At 71.4% G+C, this 21,266-nt stretch carries 21 protein-coding genes and 1 pseudogene; 12 read left to right on the top strand and 10 right to left on the bottom strand.

Features of this window, described 5'->3' with window-relative positions; all coding sequences use genetic code 11:
• The first annotated feature begins 166 nt into the window (after positions 1-166).
• The 7 genes from argC to ACZ41I_RS23745 all read left to right on the top strand — a co-directional run bounded on the left by argC (position 167) and on the right by ACZ41I_RS23745 (position 6,464).
• The gene (gene argC, locus ACZ41I_RS23775) at positions 167-1,195 is read left to right on the top strand and encodes an N-acetyl-gamma-glutamyl-phosphate reductase (protein ID WP_468321281.1); all 1,029 of its coding nucleotides are present in this window, start codon (positions 167-169) and stop codon (positions 1,193-1,195) included.
• Positions 1,192-2,343 carry a bifunctional glutamate N-acetyltransferase/amino-acid acetyltransferase ArgJ gene (gene argJ, locus ACZ41I_RS23770; protein WP_468514986.1) on the top strand — a complete coding sequence of 384 codons (1,152 nt, stop codon included), beginning with the start codon at positions 1,192-1,194 and terminating at the stop codon, positions 2,341-2,343. Before argC ends, argJ begins: the two co-directional genes overlap by 4 nt.
• Complete coding sequence (gene argB, locus ACZ41I_RS23765; protein ID WP_468321284.1) at positions 2,340-3,254, top strand: acetylglutamate kinase; 915 nt, start codon at positions 2,340-2,342, stop codon at positions 3,252-3,254. The genes argJ and argB overlap by 4 nt, the downstream gene beginning before the upstream one ends.
• Positions 3,251-4,456, top strand: coding sequence for an acetylornithine transaminase (locus tag ACZ41I_RS23760; RefSeq protein ID WP_468514985.1), 1,206 nt, complete (start codon positions 3,251-3,253; stop codon positions 4,454-4,456). Before argB ends, ACZ41I_RS23760 begins: the two co-directional genes overlap by 4 nt.
• 7 nt (positions 4,457-4,463) lie before the next feature.
• On the top strand, positions 4,464-5,009 hold the full coding sequence (locus ACZ41I_RS23755) for an arginine repressor (protein WP_055704023.1): 546 nt from the start codon (positions 4,464-4,466) through the stop codon (positions 5,007-5,009).
• A gap of 110 nt (positions 5,010-5,119) precedes the next feature.
• On the top strand, positions 5,120-5,707 hold the full coding sequence (locus ACZ41I_RS23750; protein WP_468514984.1) for an RNA polymerase sigma factor: 588 nt from the start codon (positions 5,120-5,122) through the stop codon (positions 5,705-5,707).
• Positions 5,697-6,464 carry a hypothetical protein gene (locus ACZ41I_RS23745; protein WP_468321293.1) on the top strand — a complete coding sequence of 256 codons (768 nt, stop codon included), beginning with the start codon at positions 5,697-5,699 and terminating at the stop codon, positions 6,462-6,464. Before ACZ41I_RS23750 ends, ACZ41I_RS23745 begins: the two co-directional genes overlap by 11 nt.
• Here ACZ41I_RS23745 and ACZ41I_RS23740 read toward each other — a convergent pair.
• The 7 genes and pseudogenes from ACZ41I_RS23740 to ACZ41I_RS23710 all read right to left on the bottom strand — a co-directional run.
• Positions 6,422-7,354, bottom strand: a complete 933-nt coding sequence (locus ACZ41I_RS23740) for a serine/threonine-protein kinase (RefSeq protein ID WP_468514983.1) — start codon at positions 7,352-7,354, stop codon at positions 6,422-6,424. The genes ACZ41I_RS23745 and ACZ41I_RS23740 overlap by 43 nt on opposite strands.
• Entirely contained in the window at positions 7,351-9,171 is a 1,821-nt protein-coding gene (locus ACZ41I_RS23735; RefSeq protein ID WP_468514982.1) for an ABC transporter ATP-binding protein, read from the bottom strand. The genes ACZ41I_RS23740 and ACZ41I_RS23735 overlap by 4 nt, the downstream gene beginning before the upstream one ends.
• 74 nt (positions 9,172-9,245) lie before the next feature.
• Entirely contained in the window at positions 9,246-9,449 is a 204-nt protein-coding gene (locus ACZ41I_RS23730; protein ID WP_468514981.1) for a hypothetical protein, read from the bottom strand.
• An 82-nt stretch (positions 9,450-9,531) separates the two neighbouring features.
• Positions 9,532-10,323, bottom strand: a complete 792-nt coding sequence (locus ACZ41I_RS23725) for an FAD:protein FMN transferase (RefSeq protein ID WP_399771577.1) — start codon at positions 10,321-10,323, stop codon at positions 9,532-9,534.
• A 4-nt stretch (positions 10,324-10,327) separates the two neighbouring features.
• Entirely contained in the window at positions 10,328-11,095 is a 768-nt protein-coding gene (locus tag ACZ41I_RS23720) for an FMN-binding protein (RefSeq protein ID WP_363215956.1), read from the bottom strand.
• A 17-nt stretch (positions 11,096-11,112) separates the two neighbouring features.
• Positions 11,113-12,495 carry a ferredoxin reductase family protein gene (locus tag ACZ41I_RS23715; RefSeq protein WP_468514980.1) on the bottom strand — a complete coding sequence of 461 codons (1,383 nt, stop codon included), beginning with the start codon at positions 12,493-12,495 and terminating at the stop codon, positions 11,113-11,115.
• A gap of 74 nt (positions 12,496-12,569) precedes the next feature.
• Positions 12,570-12,794: pseudogene (locus ACZ41I_RS23710) on the bottom strand (FMN-binding protein); the annotation flags it as partial.
• Positions 12,795-12,860: 66 nt separating this feature from the next.
• Between ACZ41I_RS23710 and ACZ41I_RS23705 the strand changes: the two are divergent.
• Together ACZ41I_RS23705 and ACZ41I_RS23700 are read left to right on the top strand one after the other, a co-directional pair.
• Entirely contained in the window at positions 12,861-13,601 is a 741-nt protein-coding gene (locus ACZ41I_RS23705; RefSeq protein WP_399771229.1) for a response regulator transcription factor, read from the top strand.
• Between the two features lie 5 nt (positions 13,602-13,606).
• The gene (locus tag ACZ41I_RS23700) at positions 13,607-15,079 is read left to right on the top strand and encodes a sensor histidine kinase (protein WP_468514979.1); all 1,473 of its coding nucleotides are present in this window, start codon (positions 13,607-13,609) and stop codon (positions 15,077-15,079) included.
• Positions 15,080-15,131: 52 nt separating this feature from the next.
• On the opposite strand, the gene ACZ41I_RS23695 is transcribed toward ACZ41I_RS23700, so the two are convergent.
• The 3 genes from ACZ41I_RS23695 to ACZ41I_RS23685 form a co-directional block, all read right to left on the bottom strand.
• Positions 15,132-15,836, bottom strand: coding sequence for a L,D-transpeptidase family protein (locus ACZ41I_RS23695; RefSeq protein WP_468514978.1), 705 nt, complete (start codon positions 15,834-15,836; stop codon positions 15,132-15,134).
• A gap of 3 nt (positions 15,837-15,839) precedes the next feature.
• Positions 15,840-16,427 carry a pyridoxamine 5'-phosphate oxidase family protein gene (locus ACZ41I_RS23690; protein WP_363215953.1) on the bottom strand — a complete coding sequence of 196 codons (588 nt, stop codon included), beginning with the start codon at positions 16,425-16,427 and terminating at the stop codon, positions 15,840-15,842.
• Positions 16,428-16,531: 104 nt separating this feature from the next.
• Positions 16,532-17,362 (bottom strand): hypothetical protein, encoded by an 831-nt coding sequence (locus tag ACZ41I_RS23685; protein ID WP_468514977.1) that lies wholly within the window; start codon positions 17,360-17,362, stop codon positions 16,532-16,534.
• Between the two features lie 173 nt (positions 17,363-17,535).
• Between ACZ41I_RS23685 and ACZ41I_RS23680 the strand changes: the two genes are divergently transcribed.
• The 3 genes from ACZ41I_RS23680 (at position 17,536) to ACZ41I_RS23670 (ending at position 21,260) form a co-directional block, all read left to right on the top strand.
• Positions 17,536-18,729, top strand: coding sequence for an argininosuccinate synthase (locus ACZ41I_RS23680; protein ID WP_399771236.1), 1,194 nt, complete (start codon positions 17,536-17,538; stop codon positions 18,727-18,729).
• Positions 18,730-18,771: 42 nt separating this feature from the next.
• Positions 18,772-20,202 (top strand): argininosuccinate lyase, encoded by a 1,431-nt coding sequence (gene argH / locus ACZ41I_RS23675; protein WP_468514976.1) that lies wholly within the window; start codon positions 18,772-18,774, stop codon positions 20,200-20,202.
• A gap of 230 nt (positions 20,203-20,432) precedes the next feature.
• A complete protein-coding gene (locus ACZ41I_RS23670) occupies positions 20,433-21,260 on the top strand; it encodes an alpha/beta fold hydrolase (RefSeq protein ID WP_363215948.1) in 828 nt (275 codons plus the stop codon).
• The last annotated feature ends 6 nt before the right edge of the window (positions 21,261-21,266 follow it).

Genomic DNA, 21,266 nt, shown 5'->3' with positions numbered 1-21,266 from the left:
CTGGTACTGCCCGCAACACAGCGTGACGGGACCAAGATTTGCCAACCAGCGTTCTCCATGTGCCAACTAAAAATCTCCGTCGCAGATGCTCCCCAGGCCGATCGCATAGTCGTTGCATAAAAGTGCAGCGCTACGTATAGTCATGCCATCACGAGGAGGAATGGACATGGCGGTACGTGCGGCGGTGGCCGGAGCGAGCGGATACGCGGGCGGAGAACTCCTGCGCCTGCTCCTCGCGCACCCCGAGGTCGAGATCGGTGCCCTGACCGGGAACACCAACGCCGGCCAGCGGCTCGGCGCGCTCCAGCCGCATCTGCTGCCGCTGGCCGACCGCGTGCTCGCCCCGACCACGGCCGAGGCACTCGCCGGGCACGAGGTGGTCTTCCTCGCGCTGCCGCACGGACAGTCCGCCGCCGTCGCCGAGCAGCTCGGCCCGGACGTCCTCGTGGTCGACATGGGCGCCGACTTCCGGCTGAAGGACCCGGCCGACTGGGATGCCTTCTACGGCTCCGAGCACGCCGGTACCTGGCCCTACGGCCTCCCCGAACTTCCGGGTGCCCGCGCCGCGCTGGAGGGGTCCAAGCGCATCGCGGTGCCCGGTTGCTACCCCACCGCCGTCTCCCTGGCCCTGTTCCCGGCCTACGCCGCCGAACTCGCCGAGCCCGAGGCGGTGATCGTCGCCGCGTCCGGCACCTCCGGCGCGGGCAAGGCACCCAAGCCGCATCTGCTCGGCAGCGAGGTCATGGGCTCCATGGCGCCGTACGGCGTCGGCGGCGGCCACCGGCACACCCCCGAGATGATCCAGAACCTCAGCGGGGTCGCCGGCGAGTCCGTGAAGGTGTCCTTCACGCCGACCTTGGCGCCGATGCCGCGCGGGATCCTCGCCACGTGCAGCGCGTCCGCTGTCGCAGGCGTGACGGCGGACTCCGTCCGCGCCGCCTACGAGAAGGCCTACGCCGACGAGCCCTTCGTCCGTCTGCTCCCCGAGGGCCAGTGGCCCGCGACGGCGTCCGTCTACGGTTCCAACGCCGTTCAGGTGCAGGTCGCGTACGACGAGTCCGTGGGCCGCATCATCGCGATCAGCGCCATCGACAACCTGACCAAGGGCACCGCGGGCGGTGCCGTCCAGAGCATGAACATCGCCCTGGGTCTCCCCGAGACCACTGGGCTTTCCACGATCGGAGTCGCACCGTGAGCGTCACGGCAGCCAAGGGATTCACGGCGGCGGGCATCGCCGCCGGGATCAAGGAGAACGGCAACCCCGACCTGGCCCTCGTGGTCAACACCGGGCCGCGCCGTGCCGCCGCGGGCGTCTTCACCTCCAACCGTGTGAAGGCCGCGCCGGTGCTGTGGTCCGAGCAGGTCCTGAAGAGCGGCCAGGTCTCGGCGGTCGTCCTCAACTCGGGCGGCGCCAACGCCTGTACGGGCCCCAAGGGCTTCCAGGACACCCATGCCACCGCCGAGAAGGTGGCCGAGGTGCTCGGCCGGGGCGCCATCGAGGTGGCCGTCTGCTCCACCGGTCTCATCGGCGTCCTGCTGCCCATGGACAAGCTCCTGCCCGGCGTCGAGACGGCCGCCGCCCAGCTGTCCGAGCACGGCGGCGAGAAGGCCGCCATCGCCATCAAGACCACCGACACCGTCCACAAGACCTCCGTGGTGACGAAGGACGGCTGGACGGTCGGCGGCATGGCGAAGGGCGCGGGCATGCTCGCCCCGGGCCTCGCCACCATGCTCGTCGTCCTCACCACCGACGCCGACCTCGACAGCGAGACCCTGGACCGGGCCCTGCGCGCCGCCACCAAGGTCACCTTCGACCGCGTCGACTCCGACGGCTGCATGTCCACCAACGACACCGTGCTGCTGCTCGCCTCCGGCGCCTCCGGCCTCACCCCCGGGTACGAGGAGTTCGCCGACGCCGTACGGCAGGTCTGCGCCGACCTCGGCCGGCAGCTCATCGGCGACGCCGAGGGCGCCAGCAAGGACATCAAGGTCGAGGTGGTCAACGCGGCGAGCGAGGAGGACGCCGTCGAGGTGGGCCGCTCCATCGCCCGCAACAACCTCCTCAAGTGCGCGATCCACGGCGAGGACCCCAACTGGGGCCGGGTGCTCTCCGCGATCGGCACCACGAAGGCCGCCTTCGACCCGGACCGGCTCAACGTGGCCATCAACGGCGTGTGGGTGTGCAAGAACGGCAGCGTCGGCGAGGACCGCGAGAAGGTCGACATGCGCTACCGCGAGGTGCACATCGTCGCCGACCTGGCCGCGGGCACCCAGACCGCGACCATCTGGACCAACGACCTCACCGCCGACTACGTCCACGAGAACAGCGCCTACTCCTCATGACCACGACGCGGAAACACACCGCCCTGCCCAAGGCCCAGATCCTCATCGAGGCGCTGCCCTGGCTGACCCGGCACCACGGCAAGATCGTCGTCATCAAGTTCGGCGGCAACGCCATGGTGAACGAGGAGCTGAAGGCCGCCTTCGCCCAGGACGTCGTCTTCCTGCGGCACGCCGGCCTCAAGCCGGTCGTCGTCCACGGCGGCGGCCCGCAGATCAGCGCCGCCCTCGACAGGCACGGCATCGTCAGCGAGTTCAAGGCGGGCCTGCGCGTCACCACCGAGGACGCCATGGACGTCGTACGGATGGTGCTCGCCGGGCAGGTGCAGCGGGAGCTGGTCGGTCTGCTCAACCAGCACGGGCCGCTCGCCGTCGGCCTGACCGGCGAGGACGCGCACACCATCACCGCCACCAAGCACCAGCCCGAGATCGACGGCGAACTGGTCGACATCGGCCGCGTCGGCGAGATCACCGCGATCGACACCGGCGCGATCGAGGCGCTGCTCGCCGACGGCCGCATCCCGGTCGTGTCGTCGATCGCCCGGTCCGAGGACGACCACCATGTCTACAACGTCAATGCCGATACGGCGGCTGCGGCACTCGCTGCGGCACTGGGCGCCGAGACCCTCATGGTCCTCACCGACGTCGAGGGTCTCTACGAGGACTGGCCGAACTCCGACGAGGTGATCAGCCGCCTCACTGCTTCCCAACTGGAGAAGCTGCTGCCGGAGTTGAGCTCCGGCATGGTGCCGAAGATGGAGGGCTGCCTGCACGCCGTGCGCAACGGCGTCACCACCGCCCGCGTCATCGACGGCCGGGTCCAGCACTCGATCCTGCTGGAGATCTTCACCGACGAAGGCATCGGAACCATGGTCGTGCCCGACGGCATTCCGGGCGGACAGGGGGAGTCATGAGCAACCAGGAGCTGACCGAGCGCTGGCAGGGCGCGCTCATGAACAACTACGGCACCCCGCGCCTGCCCCTCGTGCGCGGCGAGGGCGTGAAGGTGTGGGACGCCGAGGGGCGGGAGTACCACGACTTCGTCGGGGGCATCGCCACCAACGCCCTCGGCCATGCCCACCCGGCGATCGTCGAGGCCGTCAGCCGGCAGATCGGGCAGCTCGGCCACATCTCCAACTTCTTCATGGCCGAGCCCACGGTCGCCCTCGCCGAACGGCTGCTGCGGCTCTTCGGCCGGGAGGGCCGGGTCTTCTTCTGCAACTCCGGCGCCGAGGCCAACGAGGCCGCCTTCAAGATCGGCCGGCTCACCGGGCGCACCCACATGGTCGCCACCACCGGCGGCTTCCACGGCCGTACGATGGGCGCCCTCGCGCTCACCGGCCAGCCCGCCAAGCAGGACCCGTTCCGGCCGCTGCCCGGCGACGTCACCCACGTGCCCTACGGCGACGCCCAGGCGCTCGCCGCTGCGGTCACCGAGGAGACGGCGCTGGTCGTCATCGAGCCGATCCAGGGCGAGAACGGGGTCGTGGTGCCGCCGGCCGGCTATCTGAAGGCCGCCCGCGCCATCACCGCCGCCACGGGTGCCCTGCTGGTCCTGGACGAGGTGCAGACCGGCATCGGCCGCACCGGCACCTGGTTCGAGTACCAGGCCCACGAGGGCGTGCTGCCCGATGTCGTCACCCTCGCCAAGCAGCTCGGCGGCGGGCTGCCGCTCGGTGCCACCGTGGCCTTCGGCCGGGCCGCCGAACTGCTCGGGCCCGGCCACCACGGCACGACGTTCGGTGGCAACCCGGTCGCCTGCGCCGCCGGACTCGCCGTCCTCGACACCATCGCCGACGAGGGACTGCTGGAGAACGTCAAGCGGCAGAGCGAGAAGCTGCGTGAGGGAATCGAGGGACTGGGCCACCCGTTGATCGATTATGTGCGGGGTGCCGGCCTGCTCCTGGGTATCGTGCTCACCGGGCCGCGCGCGCAGCAGGTGCAGCAGGCGGCCCAGGAGGCCGGGTTCCTGGTGAACGCGCCCGCCCCCGACGTCGTACGGCTCATGCCGCCGCTGAACATCTCCGACGCCGAGGTGGGTGCCTTCCTCCAGGCGCTGCCCGGAATCCTCGACGCAGCGAACCCAGTGGATGGGGACGGACGATCCGCAGAATAGGACGACGATGAGCCAGGCGCAGGACCACGAGCAGGCGGCGGGTGCCGGGCCCGCCGTGCCGCAGACCCGTACCGCGCGGCACCGCCGGATCGTGGACATCCTCAACCGGCAGCCGGTGCGGTCGCAGAGCCAGCTGGCGAAGCTGCTCGCCGACGACGGGCTGAGCGTCACCCAGGCGACGCTCTCCCGCGACCTCGACGAGCTGAACGCGGTGAAGATCCGCAACACCGACGGCGAGCTGATCTACGCCGTGCCCAGCGAGGGCGGCTTCCGCACCCCGCGCGCGCCGCTGGGGGAGTCGGCGAAGGAGGAGCGGATGCGGCGGCTGTCCCAGGAGCTGCTGATCTCCGCGGAGGCCTCCGCCAACCTCGTGGTCCTGCGCACCCCGCCGGGGGCGGCCCAGTTCCTGGCCTCGGCCATCGACCAGGCGGAGCTGCACGACATCCTGGGCACGATCGCCGGTGACGACACACTGCTGCTGATCAGCCGGGACCCCAGCGGGGGGCAGGCACTCGCGGACCATCTGCTGCGGCTGGCGCAGAACGGTCACTGACCCCACATGCGGCGGCCTGCAGGTCGGCGCAGAATGGGGATGTGATCTTCCGCGGCGGGCGGGCAGGCGGGCCGGCAATCCCGTGGCGGCCCTCGACCGTATACAGAGGTGTGTCGGGATTCCGGTTCCCCGTGAGCCGCCTCCCGGACGAGGCTCTGCTGTCCGGGCTGGCCACCGGTGATCCGGAACTCGCGGACACTTTCGTACGGAGGTTCCAGCACCGGGTCTACGGAGTCGCCATGGCGGTCACCCGCGACCAGCAACTCGCCCAGGACGTCGCCCAGCTGACGTTCGAGCGGGCCTGGCGTCATGCTCAGATCTACGACTCGCGCCGCGGCTCGGTCGCCACCTGGCTGACGACGATCGCGCACAACCTGGCCGTCGACGCCGTCCGCGCACGGCGGACCGAGCCGATGGCGTCCGAGGACCTCGACGCCCTCCTCGATGTCGTCACCGCGACCCCCGAGCAGTGGGCCCTGGCCGACGAAGCCTCCTCCCAGCTGCGGGCCGCCGTGGCCCGGCTGCCACGGGAGCAGGCCCGGGCCCTGGTGATGGCGGGCATCTACGGACTGACGGCCCAGCAGATCGCCGAGCGGGAGGGGATCCCGCTGGGCACCGCCAAGACGCGGGTCAGGGCCGCGATGGCCAAACTGCGCACCACCCTCGCGTCTCCGCAGCGAGGCGACCATGTCCAGTGACCCGAACTGCGAGAAGCTGCGGGAGATCGGCGCCGAGCTCGCGCTGGGCGTGCTGTGCGGCAGCGAGCGGGCCGAGGCGGTCGCCCATCTGGACAGGTGCGCGGACTGCCGGGAGCACATCCGGCAGCTGACCCTGGTCGGCGACCGGCTGATCGGCCTGCTGCCGGACGGGGACCCGCCCCCCGGTTTCGAGGCCCGGGTGGCGCGCAGTCTGGCCCAGCAGGCGACGGCGCAGGAGGGTGGCGGGCCCGCGCGCGCGGGCGGCCGTGCGCCCCGGAGCTTCCGTGGCCGTGCCCGCCGGGCCAGGCTGCGGCTCGCGGCGGTCGCCACCACGCTCGCCGTCGCCGTCGGGTTCGCCGGCTGGGCGGTCGGCACCGCCCTCCAGGAGGTCACGGTGAGCGCGCCCGCCCCCGCGTCCGAGCCCATGCTCATGGGCGACATGATCGCGGCCAGCGGCCGGCCGGTCGGCGAGTTCTACGCCCACCCAGGCAGCCACGCCTGGGTCTTCATGTCCGTCGATCTCGCCGGGCGCCGCAGCTCCTACAGCGGAACGGTCACCTGTCTTCTCGAGCGAGCGGACGGCAGCATGGTCCACATCGGGAGTTTCTCCGTGCGCGGCGGCCGCGGCGACTGGGGCGTGGGGACCCCCGGCGACCTGTCGGCCGTCCTCCGCGCCCGGCTGACGTCCCCGGACGGCACCGTCCTCGCCACGGCTCATCTGGAGAAGGGCCAGGTGGTCGAGCCGGAGGACACCTGACACACCGCCCGTCCGGCCCACGGACGGTGCGCCGGGGGCAGTGTCGCTGCCAGGGCGGCGGCGAGTTCGGCGACCGTGGGCCGGCTCGCCGGGTCGATCAGCAGGCAGGCGTCGACGGCGGCGGCGAGCGCGGGTGGCAGCCGCCGCCGGGAGGCGATCGGCGGGGCGGCCCCCTCCGTCTGCGGATACCGGTCCTCCGGGCCGCCGGTGACGTCGCCCTCCCCGACACCCCTGCCCCCGGACCCGGCCCCGGTCTGGTCGAACGGCCCCTGACCGCACGCGGCCTCGAACAGCGTGACGCCGACGCCCCACACGTCGGCGGCGGCCGTGAGCGGCCCCCCGCGGGCCTGCTCCGGAGCCAGGTAGCAGCGGGTGCCCAGGCCCGCGGGCGCCGGTCCGGGCGGCCGCGCGACGCTCAGGTCCAGCACCTTCGCATGACCGCGCTCCACCACCACGTTGGCCGGCTTGAGGTCCAGGTGCAGCAGGCCCCGGCCGTGCAGATAGTGGACCGCGGAACACAGCTGCCCACCGAGCAGCGCCACGTCCGCCGCGCCGGGCCGGCGCCGCAACCGGTGCACGAGGTGGGACAGCGTCTCACCGGTCAGTGTCTCCAGGACGACGAGCGGCTCGGGTGACGTGAAGACGTCGTACCCCCGGACCAGATGGGGATGGCTGAACTCCCGCAGCCACCGGCCCTCCCGCAGCAGCCGCTCGCCCAGCTGCGCCTCGTTCCGCCGGTCCGGCCGTACCACCTTCAGCACACAGCGGCAGGCCCGTTCCTCGCTCCAGGCGTCGTAGACGTCCTGCCAGCCGGTGCGCGCCAGCTGCGCCAGGATCTCGTATCCCGGTGCCGGCCTGGTGCCGGGTGCGAGGGGCTCGGGACCGCTCATGACAGCACCGCGCCCCCACTGAGACGGTGCAGCCGGGCGTACGTCCCCCCGACCCGGAGCAGATCGGCATGGGCGCCGTGCTCCACGACCCGGCCGTGGTCGAGCACCACGATCCGCGTGGCGTCGCGGACGGTCAGCAGGTTGTGGGAGATGACGACGGTGGTCCGCCCGGCCATCAGCCGGCGCAGCGGGTCCATGATCCGCCGGCCGGACCGGGCGTCGAGCCCCGTGGTCGGCTCGTCCAGCAGCAGCACCGGCGCGTCCCTGATCATCGCGCGGGCGATCGCCAGCCGCTGGCACTGCCCGCCGGACAGCGTCCGGCCGCGCTGGCCGACCAGCGTGTCGTAGCCCTCCGGGAGCCGCTCGATGAACTCATGGGCGTCGGCGGCACGCGCCGCCGCGACGATGTCCGCCTCACTCGCCCCGGGCCGGCCGTAGGCGATGTTCTCCTGCACGGTGCCGTGGAAGACCAGCGTCTCCTGGAGCACCACCGCGACGTTCTCCCGTACGGCGGTCGGGCTCAGCTCCCGCAGGTCGGTTCCGTCGAGCAGGACCGCGCCCCGGTCGGGGTCGTAGAAGCGCAACTGGAGCTTGGCGACCGTGGACTTGCCGGCTCCGCTCGCCCCGACCAGCGCCAGGGTCTCCCCGGGGGCCACCTGGAAGGAGACGTCCGACAGCGCCCACGAGGAGGTGCCGGGATAGCGGAACCAGACGCCGTCGAAGGACACCTCGCCCCGCGCCCGGCCGATCCGCCGGGCGGTCGGCGGATCGGCCACCTGCGGTTGCTGGTCCAGCAGCTCGATGATCCGTTCGGCCGCGGCGGAGGCGGAGGCGGAGTAGAGGCTGGTGCCGAGCCGGGACAGCCCGTGTACGGGGCCGTACAGCTTGCCGATCAGCGCCAGGAAGACCAGCAGTCCGCCCAGCGTCAGCTGCCCCTGGGCCAGCTTCCAGGTGCCGAGACCCATCACGGCCAGGCCGCCGGTCACCTCGATGATCTCGACGACGGGCGCGTACACGGCCCGGATCCGGGCCGAGGCCATCGCCGCCCGGAACCTGCCCATGCCCTCCCGGTCGAACCGGCGCGTCTCCCAGTCCTGCCGGTTGTACGCCTGCACCAGGGCGACGTTGCCGAGCGCCTCCTCGGCGACCGCGCTGAGTGAGCCGCTGCGGCGCCTGCGCTCCCGCGACGCCGTCTTGACCAGCCGTGAGAAGTGCCGGGCGGCGGCCCAGAACAGCGGTACGACGGCGAGGGCGAGCAGGGTCAGGTCCCACCGCAGGTAGAACAGCAGGCCCAGATAGACGCCCAGGCAGATGACGTAGTAGAGGGCGTCCGCCACCCCGGAGAGCAGGAACGTCTCGACCGCGTCGACGTCCCCCGTGACACGGGACAGCACGTCCCCGAGCCGCCGGCGCTCGAAGAAGCCGAGCGACAGTCCCTGGACGTGCCGGAACACGGCGGAGCGCAGCGAGAGCAGGAAGCGCTCGCCGACCCAGGTGGACGTCACGTCGTCGGCGAACCCCAGTACCCCGGAGCAGAGGATGAGCCCCAGATAGGCGGGGGCGATCCACTCCAGGGGCCGCAGGTCGCGGGGGACGAGCACGCCGTCCACGACGGACTTGAACAGCCAGATCTCCCCGGCGTCGACGGCCGGGCCGAACAGGCTGAACAGAAGCAGGGGAACGAGCCAGCGGCGGCCCCCGCGCGTGTAGGGCCAGAACCGCCGGAACACCTCACGCGGTGAGACGGTGGGCGCGGCCGCGACGACGGCGTCGGAGCCCTCGCCCACCGCCAGCAGACGCCGCAGCGGATGCGCCATGGGATGCGTTCCTCGGGGACCGGCGAAGCGGACCGGGTCCTCCGGTTCCCGGTCCGCTCAGCCCTGGTTGGTGATCAGTAGCCGCCGTGGCCGCCGTGACCGTGGTCGCCGTGGCCGTGACCGTGGTCGCCGTGGCCGTGTCCGTGGCCGTGGTCGTGTCCGTGGCCGTGGTCGTGTCCGTGACCGTGGTCGTGACCGTGCCCCGAGGAGTCGTGGCCCGACGAGTCGTCGCCGTGGCCCCGGCGCATGGCCGGCATGAGACTGCTGAAGATAGCCATTACGTTCCTCCCGAAACTTGCTGCACAGGAGATACGTGTCACGGCGGACATCGGATGGCTGTTTTCAGAAAAAATTCCATTTTCAACCCATTCGAGCGGCCAGCCCCCCGGTGCACCGCACCTCGTCCCCGGCCGTGATCAGCAGCGCTTCCACGTCCGGCAGCGACTCCAGCCATGCCAGTCCCGCCCGCGCCCCCATCGCGAACGCCGCCGTCGCCCAGCAGTCCACCCAGGTCAGCCGCGGTCCCACCACCGTCACCGCCACCAGGTCCGTGACCGCCGGCCTGCCCGTCCGCGGGTCCATGATGTGCGCGCCCCGCTCGGCCGTGCCGGACGTCGCCACCGACAGTTCGTCCGCTCCCGCCGCCGAGATCACCGCCGCCAGCCCGCCCGGGCGCAACGGGTCCGCCACACCCACACGCCACGGCCGGTGCGGCGCCGGCGAGCCCAGCATCTGGACGTCCCCGCCCCCGTTCACACTGACCCCGCGCACCCCGGCCACCTGAGCCAGCAGCCGCGCGGCCCGTTCCGCCGCCCAGCCCTTGACGATCCCGGTGGGATCCAGCGCGCCCCGGTACCGGGGGCTGAACCAGCCCTCGCTCGCCCGTTCCGCCTCGGCCGCCAGGTCCAGCACCTCGGCCACCTCCGGCACGCACTCCGCCACGGTCAGCTCGCCCCGGGCCAGCCGCGAGATCTCGCTGTCCTCCCGATAGGTGCTGAAGACCGCGTCCGCCCGGTGCAGCCCGGCGACCGCTTCCGCCAGCGCCTCGCGCACCGCACGCGGATCCCCGCCGCGGACGTCGAAGGAGAAGACGGTCCCCATGACCTCCTCCGCATGACGCACCGCGGCGGGAGCCTCGGCAGGCTCGGCCACCGTGTCAGTCACCGGCCTGGTCCAGCGCGGACTGCAGCGACTGCTTGTAGCCGGTGCTGGTGTAGGTGGCGCCGGAGACGGCGTCGATGTCCGCGTTCCCGGCCGCCACCGCCTCCTGGTTGAGCTTCGGCACCGCCAGGGCGGTCTTCTGGTCGCTGAGGCCGCCCTTGGGTGCCTGTACCGCCTCCGCCTTGGTGACCTTGCCGCCGGCGACGGTGACGCGTACCTGGACGGGACCGTACTGGGTCTGCGCGACCTTCCCGGTGACGGTGCGCGCCTGCGCGGTCCCCGAGGATCCGGCGTTCGACGCCGGCGCCGACTTCACCTTGTCCAGCGCCGACTGCAGCGACTTCTTGTACCCCGCGCTCGTGTACGTCGCCCCCGACACCGAGTCGATCTGCGCGCTCTGCGCCGCGACGGCCTCCTGGTTGAGCCTGGGCACGGCCAGGGCGGTCTTCTGGTCGCTGAGGCCGCCCTTGGGTGCCTGTACCGCCTCCGCCCTGGTGACCTTGCCGCCGGAGACGGTCAGCCGTACCTGCACGGTCCCGTACTGCGTCTGCGCCGCGTCACCGGTCACCGTGCCGGAGCCGGCGGAGGCCTGGCTGCCGCCCTGCGGTGACTGCTGGGCCGCCGCGCCCTGCGGCGGCGCCGCGCCCACCGCCGACGCCGAGGCCGGATCGGACGCCGGCTTCAGCGACAGCAGCAGCACGACACCGGACACGGTGGCGGCCGTGGCCAGGACGACCCGCCGGATCGGGTGGCTCTTCCTCATCGCTTCGCAGCTCCTGCTCACATCTCGAACGACTCGTGGTGGATGCGGCGGGCGGGGACCCCCGCGCCGCGCAGTGCCTCGTACACCGACTGCGCGAACCCGGCCGGACCGCACATGAACACGTCGTGCCGGTCGATGTCCGGGATCTTCCGCTGGAGGTTCTCCGCGGAGATGTCCGGCCGCTCGCCCTCGGGGCTGTTCACCGCGTACATCAGCCGGGCGCCCCGCTCGTCGGCGATCTTCGCCAGCTCGTCCCACAGCGCCAGGTCCTGGGTGCTGTTGGCCCGGTAGAGCAGGGTGATGTCACCGGCCGCGCCGGGCAGCGTCTCGAACAGCGCCCGCATCGGCGTGATACCGACCCCGCCCGCGACCAGCAGCACCTTGCCCCGGCTGCGGCGCTGCGCGGTCATCGCGCCGTACGGGCCCTCCGCCCACACCCGGGTGCCGGGCGTCAGTTCCCGCAGCCGCTCGCTGTGGTCGCCGATCGCCTTCACCGTGATCCGCAGCATGTCCGGGCGGGGCGCCGCCGACAGCGAGTAGGGGTGCGAGCTGAACCGCATCCCGGGGGCGAGGAAGCGCCAGCGGAAGAACTGCCCCGCCTCCGCGCCCATCCGGTGCAGCCTCCGTCCGCCGATCAGCACCGACACGATGCCCGGCGTCTCCTCGATGACCGCCTCCACCCGCATCCGGTGCCGGAGGTTCAGCCGGATCGGGGTGAGGATGCGGTACCAGACCACCAGCGCGGTGACCGTGCCATACAGCCCGTACCAGAAGGTCTTGGCGGCGGGCTCGACCGCGAAGTCGTTGCCGGTGGTGATCTGGTGCCAGAACGTCAGGAACACCGCCGCGTACGTCATCAGGTGGACGTGGTACCAGGTGTCGTACGGCATCCGGCGGCGGATCCCGCCGATCGACGTCAGCCCGATGAGCACGAACAGGCCGGTGCCGATGGCCGCCTTGCCCATGTCCGGCAGCTGGTTGATGGAGTCGACGGTCTGCTGCACGATGTCGCCGAGCGACTTGCCCGCCTGCAGCGCGTACCCCCACATGGTGAGGAACACATGCGCCACGATCAGACAGAGCGTGTAGCGGCCGCTCATCGCGTGCCAGCGGGCCACCCGGTCGGAACCGACCCGCCGCTCCAGCGCCGGCACGCGCGCCATCTGCAGCACGACCAGCGCCATCAGATAGCCGGCCAACAGGCCGGTGATCCGGCCCGCGTTGAGGATCCTGCTGTTGTCGTCGGCGACGGCCGGTGTGTTGTGCCACCAGAGCCACAGCACGACCGCCGCGCCCGCCCAGACGGCGAGCAGCAGCGGGACGGCCGGGGAGCGGCGCGGGCGGATGCGGCGCATCGTCTGGCGGCGGGCGGCACGTCCGCCTGCGAGCGTGGTGGTCACGGTTCCTCCGTGGGGACTTGACCCTTGGCCCAGAGATACGTGCCGCATGCGCTGGGTGTTCAGAGGCCCCCGCCTCACAGTCCGGCCGAGTCCAGCGCGGACCGGAGTGACCGTCGGTATCCGTCACTGGTGTACGTCGCTCCCGACACGGCGTCGATCTGCGCGCTCTGTGCGGCCAGCGCCGCACGCCGCAGCTGCGGGAGTGCGTAGCTGTTGATCTCCTGGTCGCGGGGGTTGTCGTGCGGGTACTGCACGGCCGTCACGTCCGTGAGCCTGCCGCTCTTGATCGTCGCCCGCACTCAGAGAAAACTCAGAGGACAGGCGGTACGTCCCACTCGGCCACCTGGGTGATGCTGGTAAGCGCGATGAACACCACCCGTTCCGGCCGCCCGGCCCTCACCCGACCCGACGGCACCCCGCTGCGCGTCCTCGTCGTCGACGACGACCCCGACCTCGCGGAGGTGCTCACCGGCGCCCTGCGCTACGAGGGCTGGGAGGTCCGCGCGGCCGGCGACGGCGCCTCGGCCCTGACCACCGCCCGCGAACTGCTGCCCGACGCGGTCGTCCTGGACGTGCTGCTCCCGGACACCGACGGCTTCGCCGTACTGCGCCGCCTGCACGAGGTCAAGCCGGACGTCTGTGTCCTCTTCCTCACGGCACGGGACGCGGTCGAGGACCGGATCGCGGGCATCACCGCGGGCGGCGACGACTACGTCACCAAGCCCTTCAGCCTGGAAGAGGTCGTCGCCCGGCTGCGCGGTCTGCTGCGCCGGGCGGGCATGGCCCGGCAGCAGGAGGAGGGGCCGCGGCTGATCGTGGGCGACCTGGTGATGGACGAGGAGGCCCGCGAGGTCACGCGGGCCGCGGAACTGATCGAACTCTCGCCCACGGAGTTCGAACTCCTCCGCTTCCTCATGCGCAACCCGCGCCGTGTGCTCAGCAAGGCGCAGATACTCGACCGGGTGTGGTCGTACGACTTCGGGGGCCGCGCCCACGTCGTGGAGCTGTACATCTCCTACCTGCGCAAGAAGGTCGACGCGGGCCGCGATCCCATGATCCACACGGTGCGCGGAGCGGGCTATGTCCTGAAGCCGGTGGCCAAGTGAGGGCCGTGCGACACCTGCGCCTGCCCCGCCTGCGGACCCTGCGCGCCCGGCTGACCTTCGGCCTGGTGGTACTGCTGGCGGTGAGCTGCGCGGCCGTGGGCCTGGCGGCGGTCGTCGAGCTGAACGGCTTCCTCACCCAGCGCCTGGACGAGCAGCTCACCCAGGTCGGCACCCGGTTCCCGGAGAGCCTGGAACGCGGCGGCAGGCTGCCCGACGACCATCCCGACGACCATGACGGGGACGAACACGGCGACACCCGTCGGATGGCGACCGGCACCTTCGGCGCGCGTCTGCTGAACGGCACGGTCACCAACAAGGGCCTCATCCGGGGCGGCGACCCGTCCGCCGACCTGAACGTCGACCTGACGGCACAGGACAGCGCACGCCTGGCCCGGGTACCGGTCGACGGCCGGCCCCACACCGTCGAGCTCTCCGCCCTGGACGACTACCGGGTCGTCGCCTGCGCCGGACGGGACGGGGACGTGCTGATCGTCGGCCTGCCGCTGGAGCCGGTCCAGGCCACGGTCCACCGCCTGGAACTGGTCGCCGGGGTCGTCTTCGGCCTCGCGCTCGTGATGACCGGCGTGGCCGGCGCCCTCTGGGTCCGCTGGTCCCTGCGCCCGCTCAGCCGGGTCGCCGCCACCGCCACCCGGGTCAGTGAGCTTCCGCTGGCCAGCGGCGAGGTGGCGCTGCCGGCGCGCGCTCCGGACGCCGACCCGGACAGCGAGGTCGGCCGGGTCGCCGGGGCCTTCAACCGCATGCTCGGCCATGTCGAGGACGCGCTGACCAAGCGGCACGCGAGCGAGGAACGGCTGCGCCGCTTCGCCGCCGACGCCAGCCACGAGCTGCGCACCCCGGTCGCCTCGGTCCGCGGCCACGCCGAACTGGCCCTCCTCCATCCGGGCCCGGTACCACCGGAGGTGACCCGCGCCCTGCGGCGCATCACGGCCGAGTCCGCCCGCATGGGCGAGATGGTCGACGATCTGCTCCTGCTGGCCCGCCTCGACGCCGGCCGCCCGCTGGAACGCCGCCCGGTCGACCTGACCCGCCTCGTCCTGGACGCGGTCACGGACGCCCGCGCCGCCGGCCCTGAGCACCGCTGGACCCTGGACCTCCCGGAGGAACCGGTGACGGTGACGGGAGACGCCCACCGACTGCACCAAGTGCTGGCCAACCTGTTGGCCAACGCGCGTTTGCACACGCCTGTCGGCACCAAGGTCACGGTCACCCTGGAGACCACCACCGACGCGGCCCTCTTCTCCGTCCACGACGACGGCCCCGGTGTCCCCGAGGGCATCCAGCCCGACGTCTTCGAACGCTTCACCCGAGCAGAACACCGCCGCCGAGCGGACGCCCCCGGCGGCGGCACGGGCCTGGGCCTGTCGATCGTGGCGGCGGTGGCGGAGGCGCACGGCGGCAGTGTGGACTTGGCGAGCACCCCGGGCTCCACGACATTCCGGGTCAGCCTGCCGGCCTGAGGGCGCGAGGCTTTGTCGACATGCGGCTTTGCCGCGCGGGCGTACGGCGAGTTCAGTACCGGGTGAGAGATGTCACCCCGTCCGCCGTCCCGATGGCCATGTGCGGGTCCTTCCCGGGCTCGGCCCACTGCAGAATCCGCCGCATCGCGTCTTCCGGCACCGACACACAACCAGCCGTTGCCCCCCGCCCGTTGACATGCAGGAAGATGCCCGCGCCACGCCCCCGTACCGGCTGGTCGTAGTTGAACCCGATGACGAGTCCGTACGCATACTGCGTCGTGTAGGAGATCAGGTGCTCCGACTCGGACGCCCGGCAGTCGCCCGGCAGCGGATCCACCCACCGGTTGTACGACGCCGAGTCATTGTCCTGGCACCACCAGGAGCTCTCCTTCACCGCCCGGTACTCGACGCTCGTCCCGCTCGGCGCCGCCTTGATCCCGAAGCCGAACGGAAGGGCGTACAGACCGGTCGGCGTGGTGTCCGTGCCCTGCACGCGTGAGCCGCCGTCGACGAGCCCGTTCGCCCCGAACCGCGCCGGTGCCGTACCGGCCTGCACCCAATGCCCGCCCTTCAGGTCCCACCAGCTGAGCGTGCCCGTGGTGGCGGCGGCGCTGTCCGCCTGCGCGATGATCAGCTGGCTGCCGCCGCCGGTGTCCGTCATCCGCGCGGGCAGCGACTCGGAGCCGGTGCCCGGGGCGGAGCCGAGCAGGGCGAGCGAGGACGCGGACACGAGGGCCAGTACGACACCGGGGCGCATGGCTCAGACGGTAGACGGCGGAAGCGGCAACGGCAGCCCGGGTAGTCCGTCCAGGCTCTTCGCGACATGCTCCTTCTTCTCGAAGTACGCGCCCAGCGTGACGTCGTCCTCCCGTGCGAAACGCTTCTCGTGCAGGTCGCGGTCGCCCTCGTACGCCAGGCGGGGGACGGCGTACCCGCAGGTGTCCCGGACCAGCTCCGCGTGTACGACGATGATCGCGCGCAGTCCGTGCGGGGTCGGGTCGATGTCCGGGAAGTGGGCGAGCAGCTCTTTGAAGCGAGGGTCGTCCCGGAAGACGGGCTCGCCCCGGCCGTGCACGCGCACGATGTTCGGCGGGCCCTGGAAGGCGCACCACATCAGGGTGATCCGGCCGTTCTCCCTGAGGTGCGCGATGGTCTCCGCGTTGGACCCGGCGAAGTCCAGGTAGGCCACGGTCAGTCCGTCGAGGACCGCGAAGGAGCCCCTGAGGCCCTTGGGGGAGAGGTTGACCGTGCCGTCGCCGGACAGTGGGGCGGTCGCGGTGAAGAAGAGGGGCTGCTCCTCGATGAACGTCCGGAGCCTGCCGTCGATGCGCTCATAGGTCTTTCCCATGGCTAACGATTATTGGCGCAACTCCTTCGCTTGTCTAAGGAATTCCGCGAAAGGCCCACTGCCCCGGCCGGCGCAGACCGGGGCGGCCACGGCTGCCTGTCGCCTCACCGGGACAGCGTGCAGGCGGCCAGGGAGTCGAGTCCTGTCGGCTTGGTGGTGGTGCGGCCGATGGCGATGGTGATGCGGTCGATGGTGGAGGCGCGTTTGTCCTTGAGGGGGCCGAGGATGGCGTTGTTGACGAAGTTGGGTCCGCCCTGGCCGACGGTGGTCTGCAAACGCTTGTCGGCTTCCTGGATCTGGGTCTGCAGCAGGGTGAGATTGCGGTCGACCTCGGCCTTGGCGGCGGCGGGGACGGCGGGGAGCCTGGAGGCGACGTCCGGGCAGGTGATCGTGCCGGCTCCGGTGTTCCCTCCGGGCTTCCCGACGGTTCCCGTCTGCTGGGAGGCGGCCGTGCTCGGTGCGGCGGTACCGGCCGCCGCGCTGCCGCGCGCATTCAGGGCGCAGGCGGCCAGGGAGTCGAGTCCTGTCGGCTTGGTGGTGGTGCGGCCGATGGCGATGGTGATGCGGTCGATGGTGGAGGCGCGTTTGTCCTTGAGGGGGCCGAGGATGGCGTTGTTGACGAAGTTGGGTCCGCCCTGGCCGACGGTGGTCTGCAAACGCTTGTCGGCTTCCTGGATCTGCGTCTGCAGCAGGGTGAGATTGCGGTCGACCTCGGCCTTGGCGGCGGCGGGGACGGCGGGGAGCCTGGAGGCGACGTCCGGGCAGGTGATCGTGCCGGGGCTCGCGAGGGTGCGGGCGTTCGCGGTGGCGCCGCTCCGGTCGGGCGTTCCGGCGAGGGCGGAGCCTGCGATCACCGCGCCGGTGAGTGCCACGGCGGCGGTGCCGCCGATGATCGCCACGCGACGCTTGTGGTACTTCGGAAGAGCCCTGGACATGCGGATGCCTCACTTGGGTCAGGAGTGGGTTCAGCGGTGACCGACGCGGCGCCTGCGTCTGCCGGTGATTACGGGAAAGCGGTTGCCCTCGTTCAACGGTCCCGAGAATTGACGAATCATGCAGACCTCTGCATACTCATGCACGACGGCAGATGCAGTGTGAGGAGAGACCCGTGACCGAGCGCGTCGTACTCGCCTATTCGGGCGGCCTGGACACCTCCGTCGCCATCGGCTGGATCGCCGAGGAGACGGGCGCCGAGGTCATCGCCGTCGCGGTGGATGTCGGCCAGGGCGGCGAGGACCTGGACGTCATCCGCAAGCGCGCCCTCGCCTGCGGTGCCGTCGAGGCGGAGGTCGCCGACGCCAGGGACGAGTTCGCCGACGAGTACTGCCTCCCGGCGATCAAGGCCAACGCCCTCTACATGGACCGCTACCCGCTGGTCTCGGCCCTGTCCCGGCCCGCGATCGTCAAGCACCTGGTCGCCGCCGCGAAGAAGCACGGCGCCACGACCGTCGCCCACGGCTGCACCGGCAAGGGCAACGACCAGGTCCGCTTCGAGGCCGGCATCGCCGCCCTCGCCCCCGACCTGAAGTGCATCGCCCCGGTCCGCGACTACGCCATGACCCGGGACAGGGCGATCGCCTTCTGCGAGGCCGAGCAGCTCCCGATCGCCACCACCAAGAAGTCGCCGTACTCCATCGACCAGAACGTCTTCGGACGCGCCGTCGAGACGGGCTTCCTGGAGGACATCTGGAACGCCCCCGTCGAGGACATCTACGAGTACACCGCCGACCCGGCGGCGCCCCGGGAGCCCGACGAGGTGATCCTCACCTTCGAGGAGGGCGTCCCGGTCGCCGTCGACGGCAGGCCCGTCACCGTCCTGCAGGCGATCCAGCAGCTCAACGACCGCGCCGGCGCCCAGGGCATCGGCCGGATCGACATGGTCGAGGACCGCCTCGTCGGCATCAAGTCCCGCGAGGTGTACGAGGCTCCTGGCGCGATCGCCCTGATCACCGCCCACCAGGAGCTGGAGAACGTCACCGTCGAGCGCGAACTCGCCCGCTACAAGCGGCAGGTCGAGCAGCGCTGGGGCGAACTGGTCTACGACGGCCAGTGGTTCTCCCCGCTCAAGCGTGCCCTCGACGGGTTCATCGAGGAGGCCAACCGGCACGTCTGCGGCGACATCCGGATGACCCTGCACGGCGGCCGCGCGGTCGTCACCGGCCGCCGCTCCGAGTCGTCCCTGTACGACTTCGACCTCGCCACCTACGACACCGGCGACACCTTCGACCAGGCCGCCGCCAAGGGCTTCATCGACATCTACAGCCTGTCGTCGAAGATCGCCGCCAGGCGAGACCTCGCGTGAGCACGGTCCCCACATCCACCACTTTCTCTAGGAGCAGCGCAAGTGAGCAGCAACAGCGGTGACGTACGGCTCTGGGGCGCCCGTTTCGCCGACGGTCCCGCCGAGGCCCTGGCGAAGCTGTCCGCGTCCGTCCACTTCGACTGGCGGCTCGCGCCGTACGACATCGCCGGCTCGCGTGCCCACGCGCGCGTGCTGCACAAGGCCGGGCTCCTCACGGACGACGAGCTGAACCGGATGATCGCCGGCCTCGACCAGCTCGAAGCCGACGTGGCCGACGGCTCGTTCGTGGGCACGATGGCGGACGAGGACTGCCACACGGCCCTGGAACGGGGCCTGCTGGAGCGCCTCGGCCCCGACCTCGGCGGCAAGCTGCGCGCGGGCCGCTCCCGCAACGACCAGGTGACGACCCTCTTCCGCATGTACCTGCGGGACCACGCCCGCATCATCGGCGGCCTGATCGCCGACCTCCAGGACGCCCTGATCGGCCTCGCCGAGGCCCACCCCGACGTCGCGATGCCCGGCCGCACCCACCTCCAGCACGCCCAGCCGGTCCTGTTCGCCCACCACGTCCTGGCCCACGTCCAGTCCCTGTCCCGGGACGCGGAGCGCCTGCGCCAGTGGGACGAGCGTACGGCGGTCTCCCCGTACGGCTCCGGAGCCCTCGCCGGCTCCTCCCTCGGCCTGGACCCGGAGGCGGTGGCGCAGGACCTCGGCTTCGAACACGGCAGCGTCGGCAACTCCATCGACGGCACGGCCTCCCGTGACTACGTCGCCGAGTTCCTCTTCATCACCGCGATGATCGGCGTGAACCTCTCCCGGATCGCCGAGGAGATCATCATCTGGAACACGAAGGAGTTCTCCTTCGTGACCCTGCACGACGCGTTCTCCACGGGCTCGTCGATCATGCCGCAGAAGAAGAACCCGGACATCGCCGAGCTGGCACGCGGCAAGTCCGGCCGTCTGATCGGCAATCTCACCGGTCTCCTCGCGACCCTCAAGGCCCTGCCCCTCGCCTACAACCGCGACCTCCAGGAGGACAAGGAGCCGGTCTTCGACTCCGTCGACCAGCTGGAGATCCTGCTCCCGGCGTTCACCGGGATGACGGCGACGCTCACCGTGCACCGCGACCGCATGGAGGAGCTTGCCCCGGCCGGCTTCTCGCTCGCCACCGACATCGCCGAGTGGCTGGTCAAGCAGGGTGTGCCGTTCCGCGTGGCGCACGAGGTCGCCGGCGAGTGCGTGAAGGTCGCCGAGGCCGAGGGCAAGGAACTGGACGACCTCACGGACGAACAGTTCGCGAAGATCTCCGCCCACCTCACTCCCGAGGTGCGGACCGTCCTCAACGTCCCGGGCGCCCTCGCCTCCCGCAACGGCCGGGGCGGCACGGCCCCGAGCGCGGTCGCCGTACAGCTGGCGGAGGTCAAGGCGGACGTGGCCGCCCAGCACGCGTGGGCCACGGCCAAGCACGCCTGAGAAGCCGTACGAGAAAACGAAGGGCCCGGACATCTCGTCCGGGCCCTTCGTGCTGCCCGGGGCCGCTCGGGTCACAGACCCGGCAGCGGGCCGGATCACGGCTCGGGTAACAGATGAGATTCGGCCAGTGGCCGAAACCTTGACGCCGGGATACGCGGAGGTAACTATTCCGCTTACCGGTCGGCAATGCCGAACACCGGTCGATCAATGTCGAGCATGAAAGGGACGTCATGCGCGCCAGACGTACACGACGGACAGCCCGCCTCCTCGCCGTCACCGCGGCGGCCGCGCTCTGCGCCCTCGGCCTCACGACCTCCGCGAGCGCCGCCGACACCCCGCCACCCGGCGCCAACAACTGGTCCTGCAAGCCGGACTCGGCCCATCCGCAGCCCGTGGTCCTGGTCAACGGCACCTTCAAGACCTCGTACGAGAACTGGCTGACCCTCTCGCCCGACCTCGTCAGCGCCGGATACTGCGTCTTCTCCTTCGACTACGGCGACCTGGAGACCGCCCCGATCCCGGACTCGGCCGCCGAGCTGCGCGACTTCGTGGACGCCGTGCTCGGTGCGACCGGCGCCAGGAAGGTCGACATCGTCGGCCACAGCCAGGGCGGCATGATGCCCCGCTACTACGTGAAGTTCCTCGGCGGCGCGACCAAGGTGGACGACCTGGTCGGCATCGTCCCCTCCAACCACGGCACCACCAACCCGCTCGCCCTCGCGGCCGGTGCCACCGTCTGCCCCTCCTGCGTCGACCAGACCGCCGGCTCGGACTTCCTGAAGAAGCTCAACTCCGACCCGGAGACGCCGGTCGGCCCGGACTACACGGCGATCGCCACCAAGTACGACGAGGTCGTGGTGCCGTACACCAGTGCCTTCCTCAACGGCTCCGCCTCCTACGTGACCAACGTGCTGCTCCAGGACCGCTGCCCGCTCGACACCACCGAGCACGACCAGGCGCCCAAGTCCCCGCTGGTCGAGCAGTGGGTCCTCAACGCCCTGGGGCGGAAGGGGCCGGCCGACCCCGCCTTCGTGCCGCGCTGCGTCAGCACGGGCTGAACCGCC

It is taken from the genome of Streptomyces sp. NPDC030799, assembly GCF_055572255.1.
The sequence above is the reverse complement of the archived record's forward strand: the minus strand, read 5'-3'. Positions and strand labels throughout refer to the sequence as shown.

Coding starts and splice junctions, on each gene's coding strand:
- argC (WP_468321281.1), top strand. CDS start 167: ATGGCGGTACGTGCGGCGGTGGCCGGAGCGAGCGGATACGCGGGCGGA.
- argB (WP_468321284.1), top strand. CDS start 2,340: ATGACCACGACGCGGAAACACACCGCCCTGCCCAAGGCCCAGATCCTC.
- ACZ41I_RS23760 (WP_468514985.1), top strand. CDS start 3,251: ATGAGCAACCAGGAGCTGACCGAGCGCTGGCAGGGCGCGCTCATGAAC.
- ACZ41I_RS23755 (WP_055704023.1), top strand. CDS start 4,464: ATGAGCCAGGCGCAGGACCACGAGCAGGCGGCGGGTGCCGGGCCCGCC.
- ACZ41I_RS23745 (WP_468321293.1), top strand. CDS start 5,697: ATGTCCAGTGACCCGAACTGCGAGAAGCTGCGGGAGATCGGCGCCGAG.
- ACZ41I_RS23740 (WP_468514983.1), bottom strand. CDS start 7,354: ATGAGCGGTCCCGAGCCCCTCGCACCCGGCACCAGGCCGGCACCGGGA.
- ACZ41I_RS23735 (WP_468514982.1), bottom strand. CDS start 9,171: ATGGCGCATCCGCTGCGGCGTCTGCTGGCGGTGGGCGAGGGCTCCGAC.
- ACZ41I_RS23730 (WP_468514981.1), bottom strand. CDS start 9,449: ATGGCTATCTTCAGCAGTCTCATGCCGGCCATGCGCCGGGGCCACGGC.
- ACZ41I_RS23720 (WP_363215956.1), bottom strand. CDS start 11,095: ATGAGGAAGAGCCACCCGATCCGGCGGGTCGTCCTGGCCACGGCCGCC.
- ACZ41I_RS23705 (WP_399771229.1), top strand. CDS start 12,861: ATGAACACCACCCGTTCCGGCCGCCCGGCCCTCACCCGACCCGACGGC.
- ACZ41I_RS23695 (WP_468514978.1), bottom strand. CDS start 15,836: ATGCGCCCCGGTGTCGTACTGGCCCTCGTGTCCGCGTCCTCGCTCGCC.
- ACZ41I_RS23690 (WP_363215953.1), bottom strand. CDS start 16,427: ATGGGAAAGACCTATGAGCGCATCGACGGCAGGCTCCGGACGTTCATC.
- ACZ41I_RS23685 (WP_468514977.1), bottom strand. CDS start 17,362: ATGTCCAGGGCTCTTCCGAAGTACCACAAGCGTCGCGTGGCGATCATC.
- ACZ41I_RS23670 (WP_363215948.1), top strand. CDS start 20,433: ATGCGCGCCAGACGTACACGACGGACAGCCCGCCTCCTCGCCGTCACC.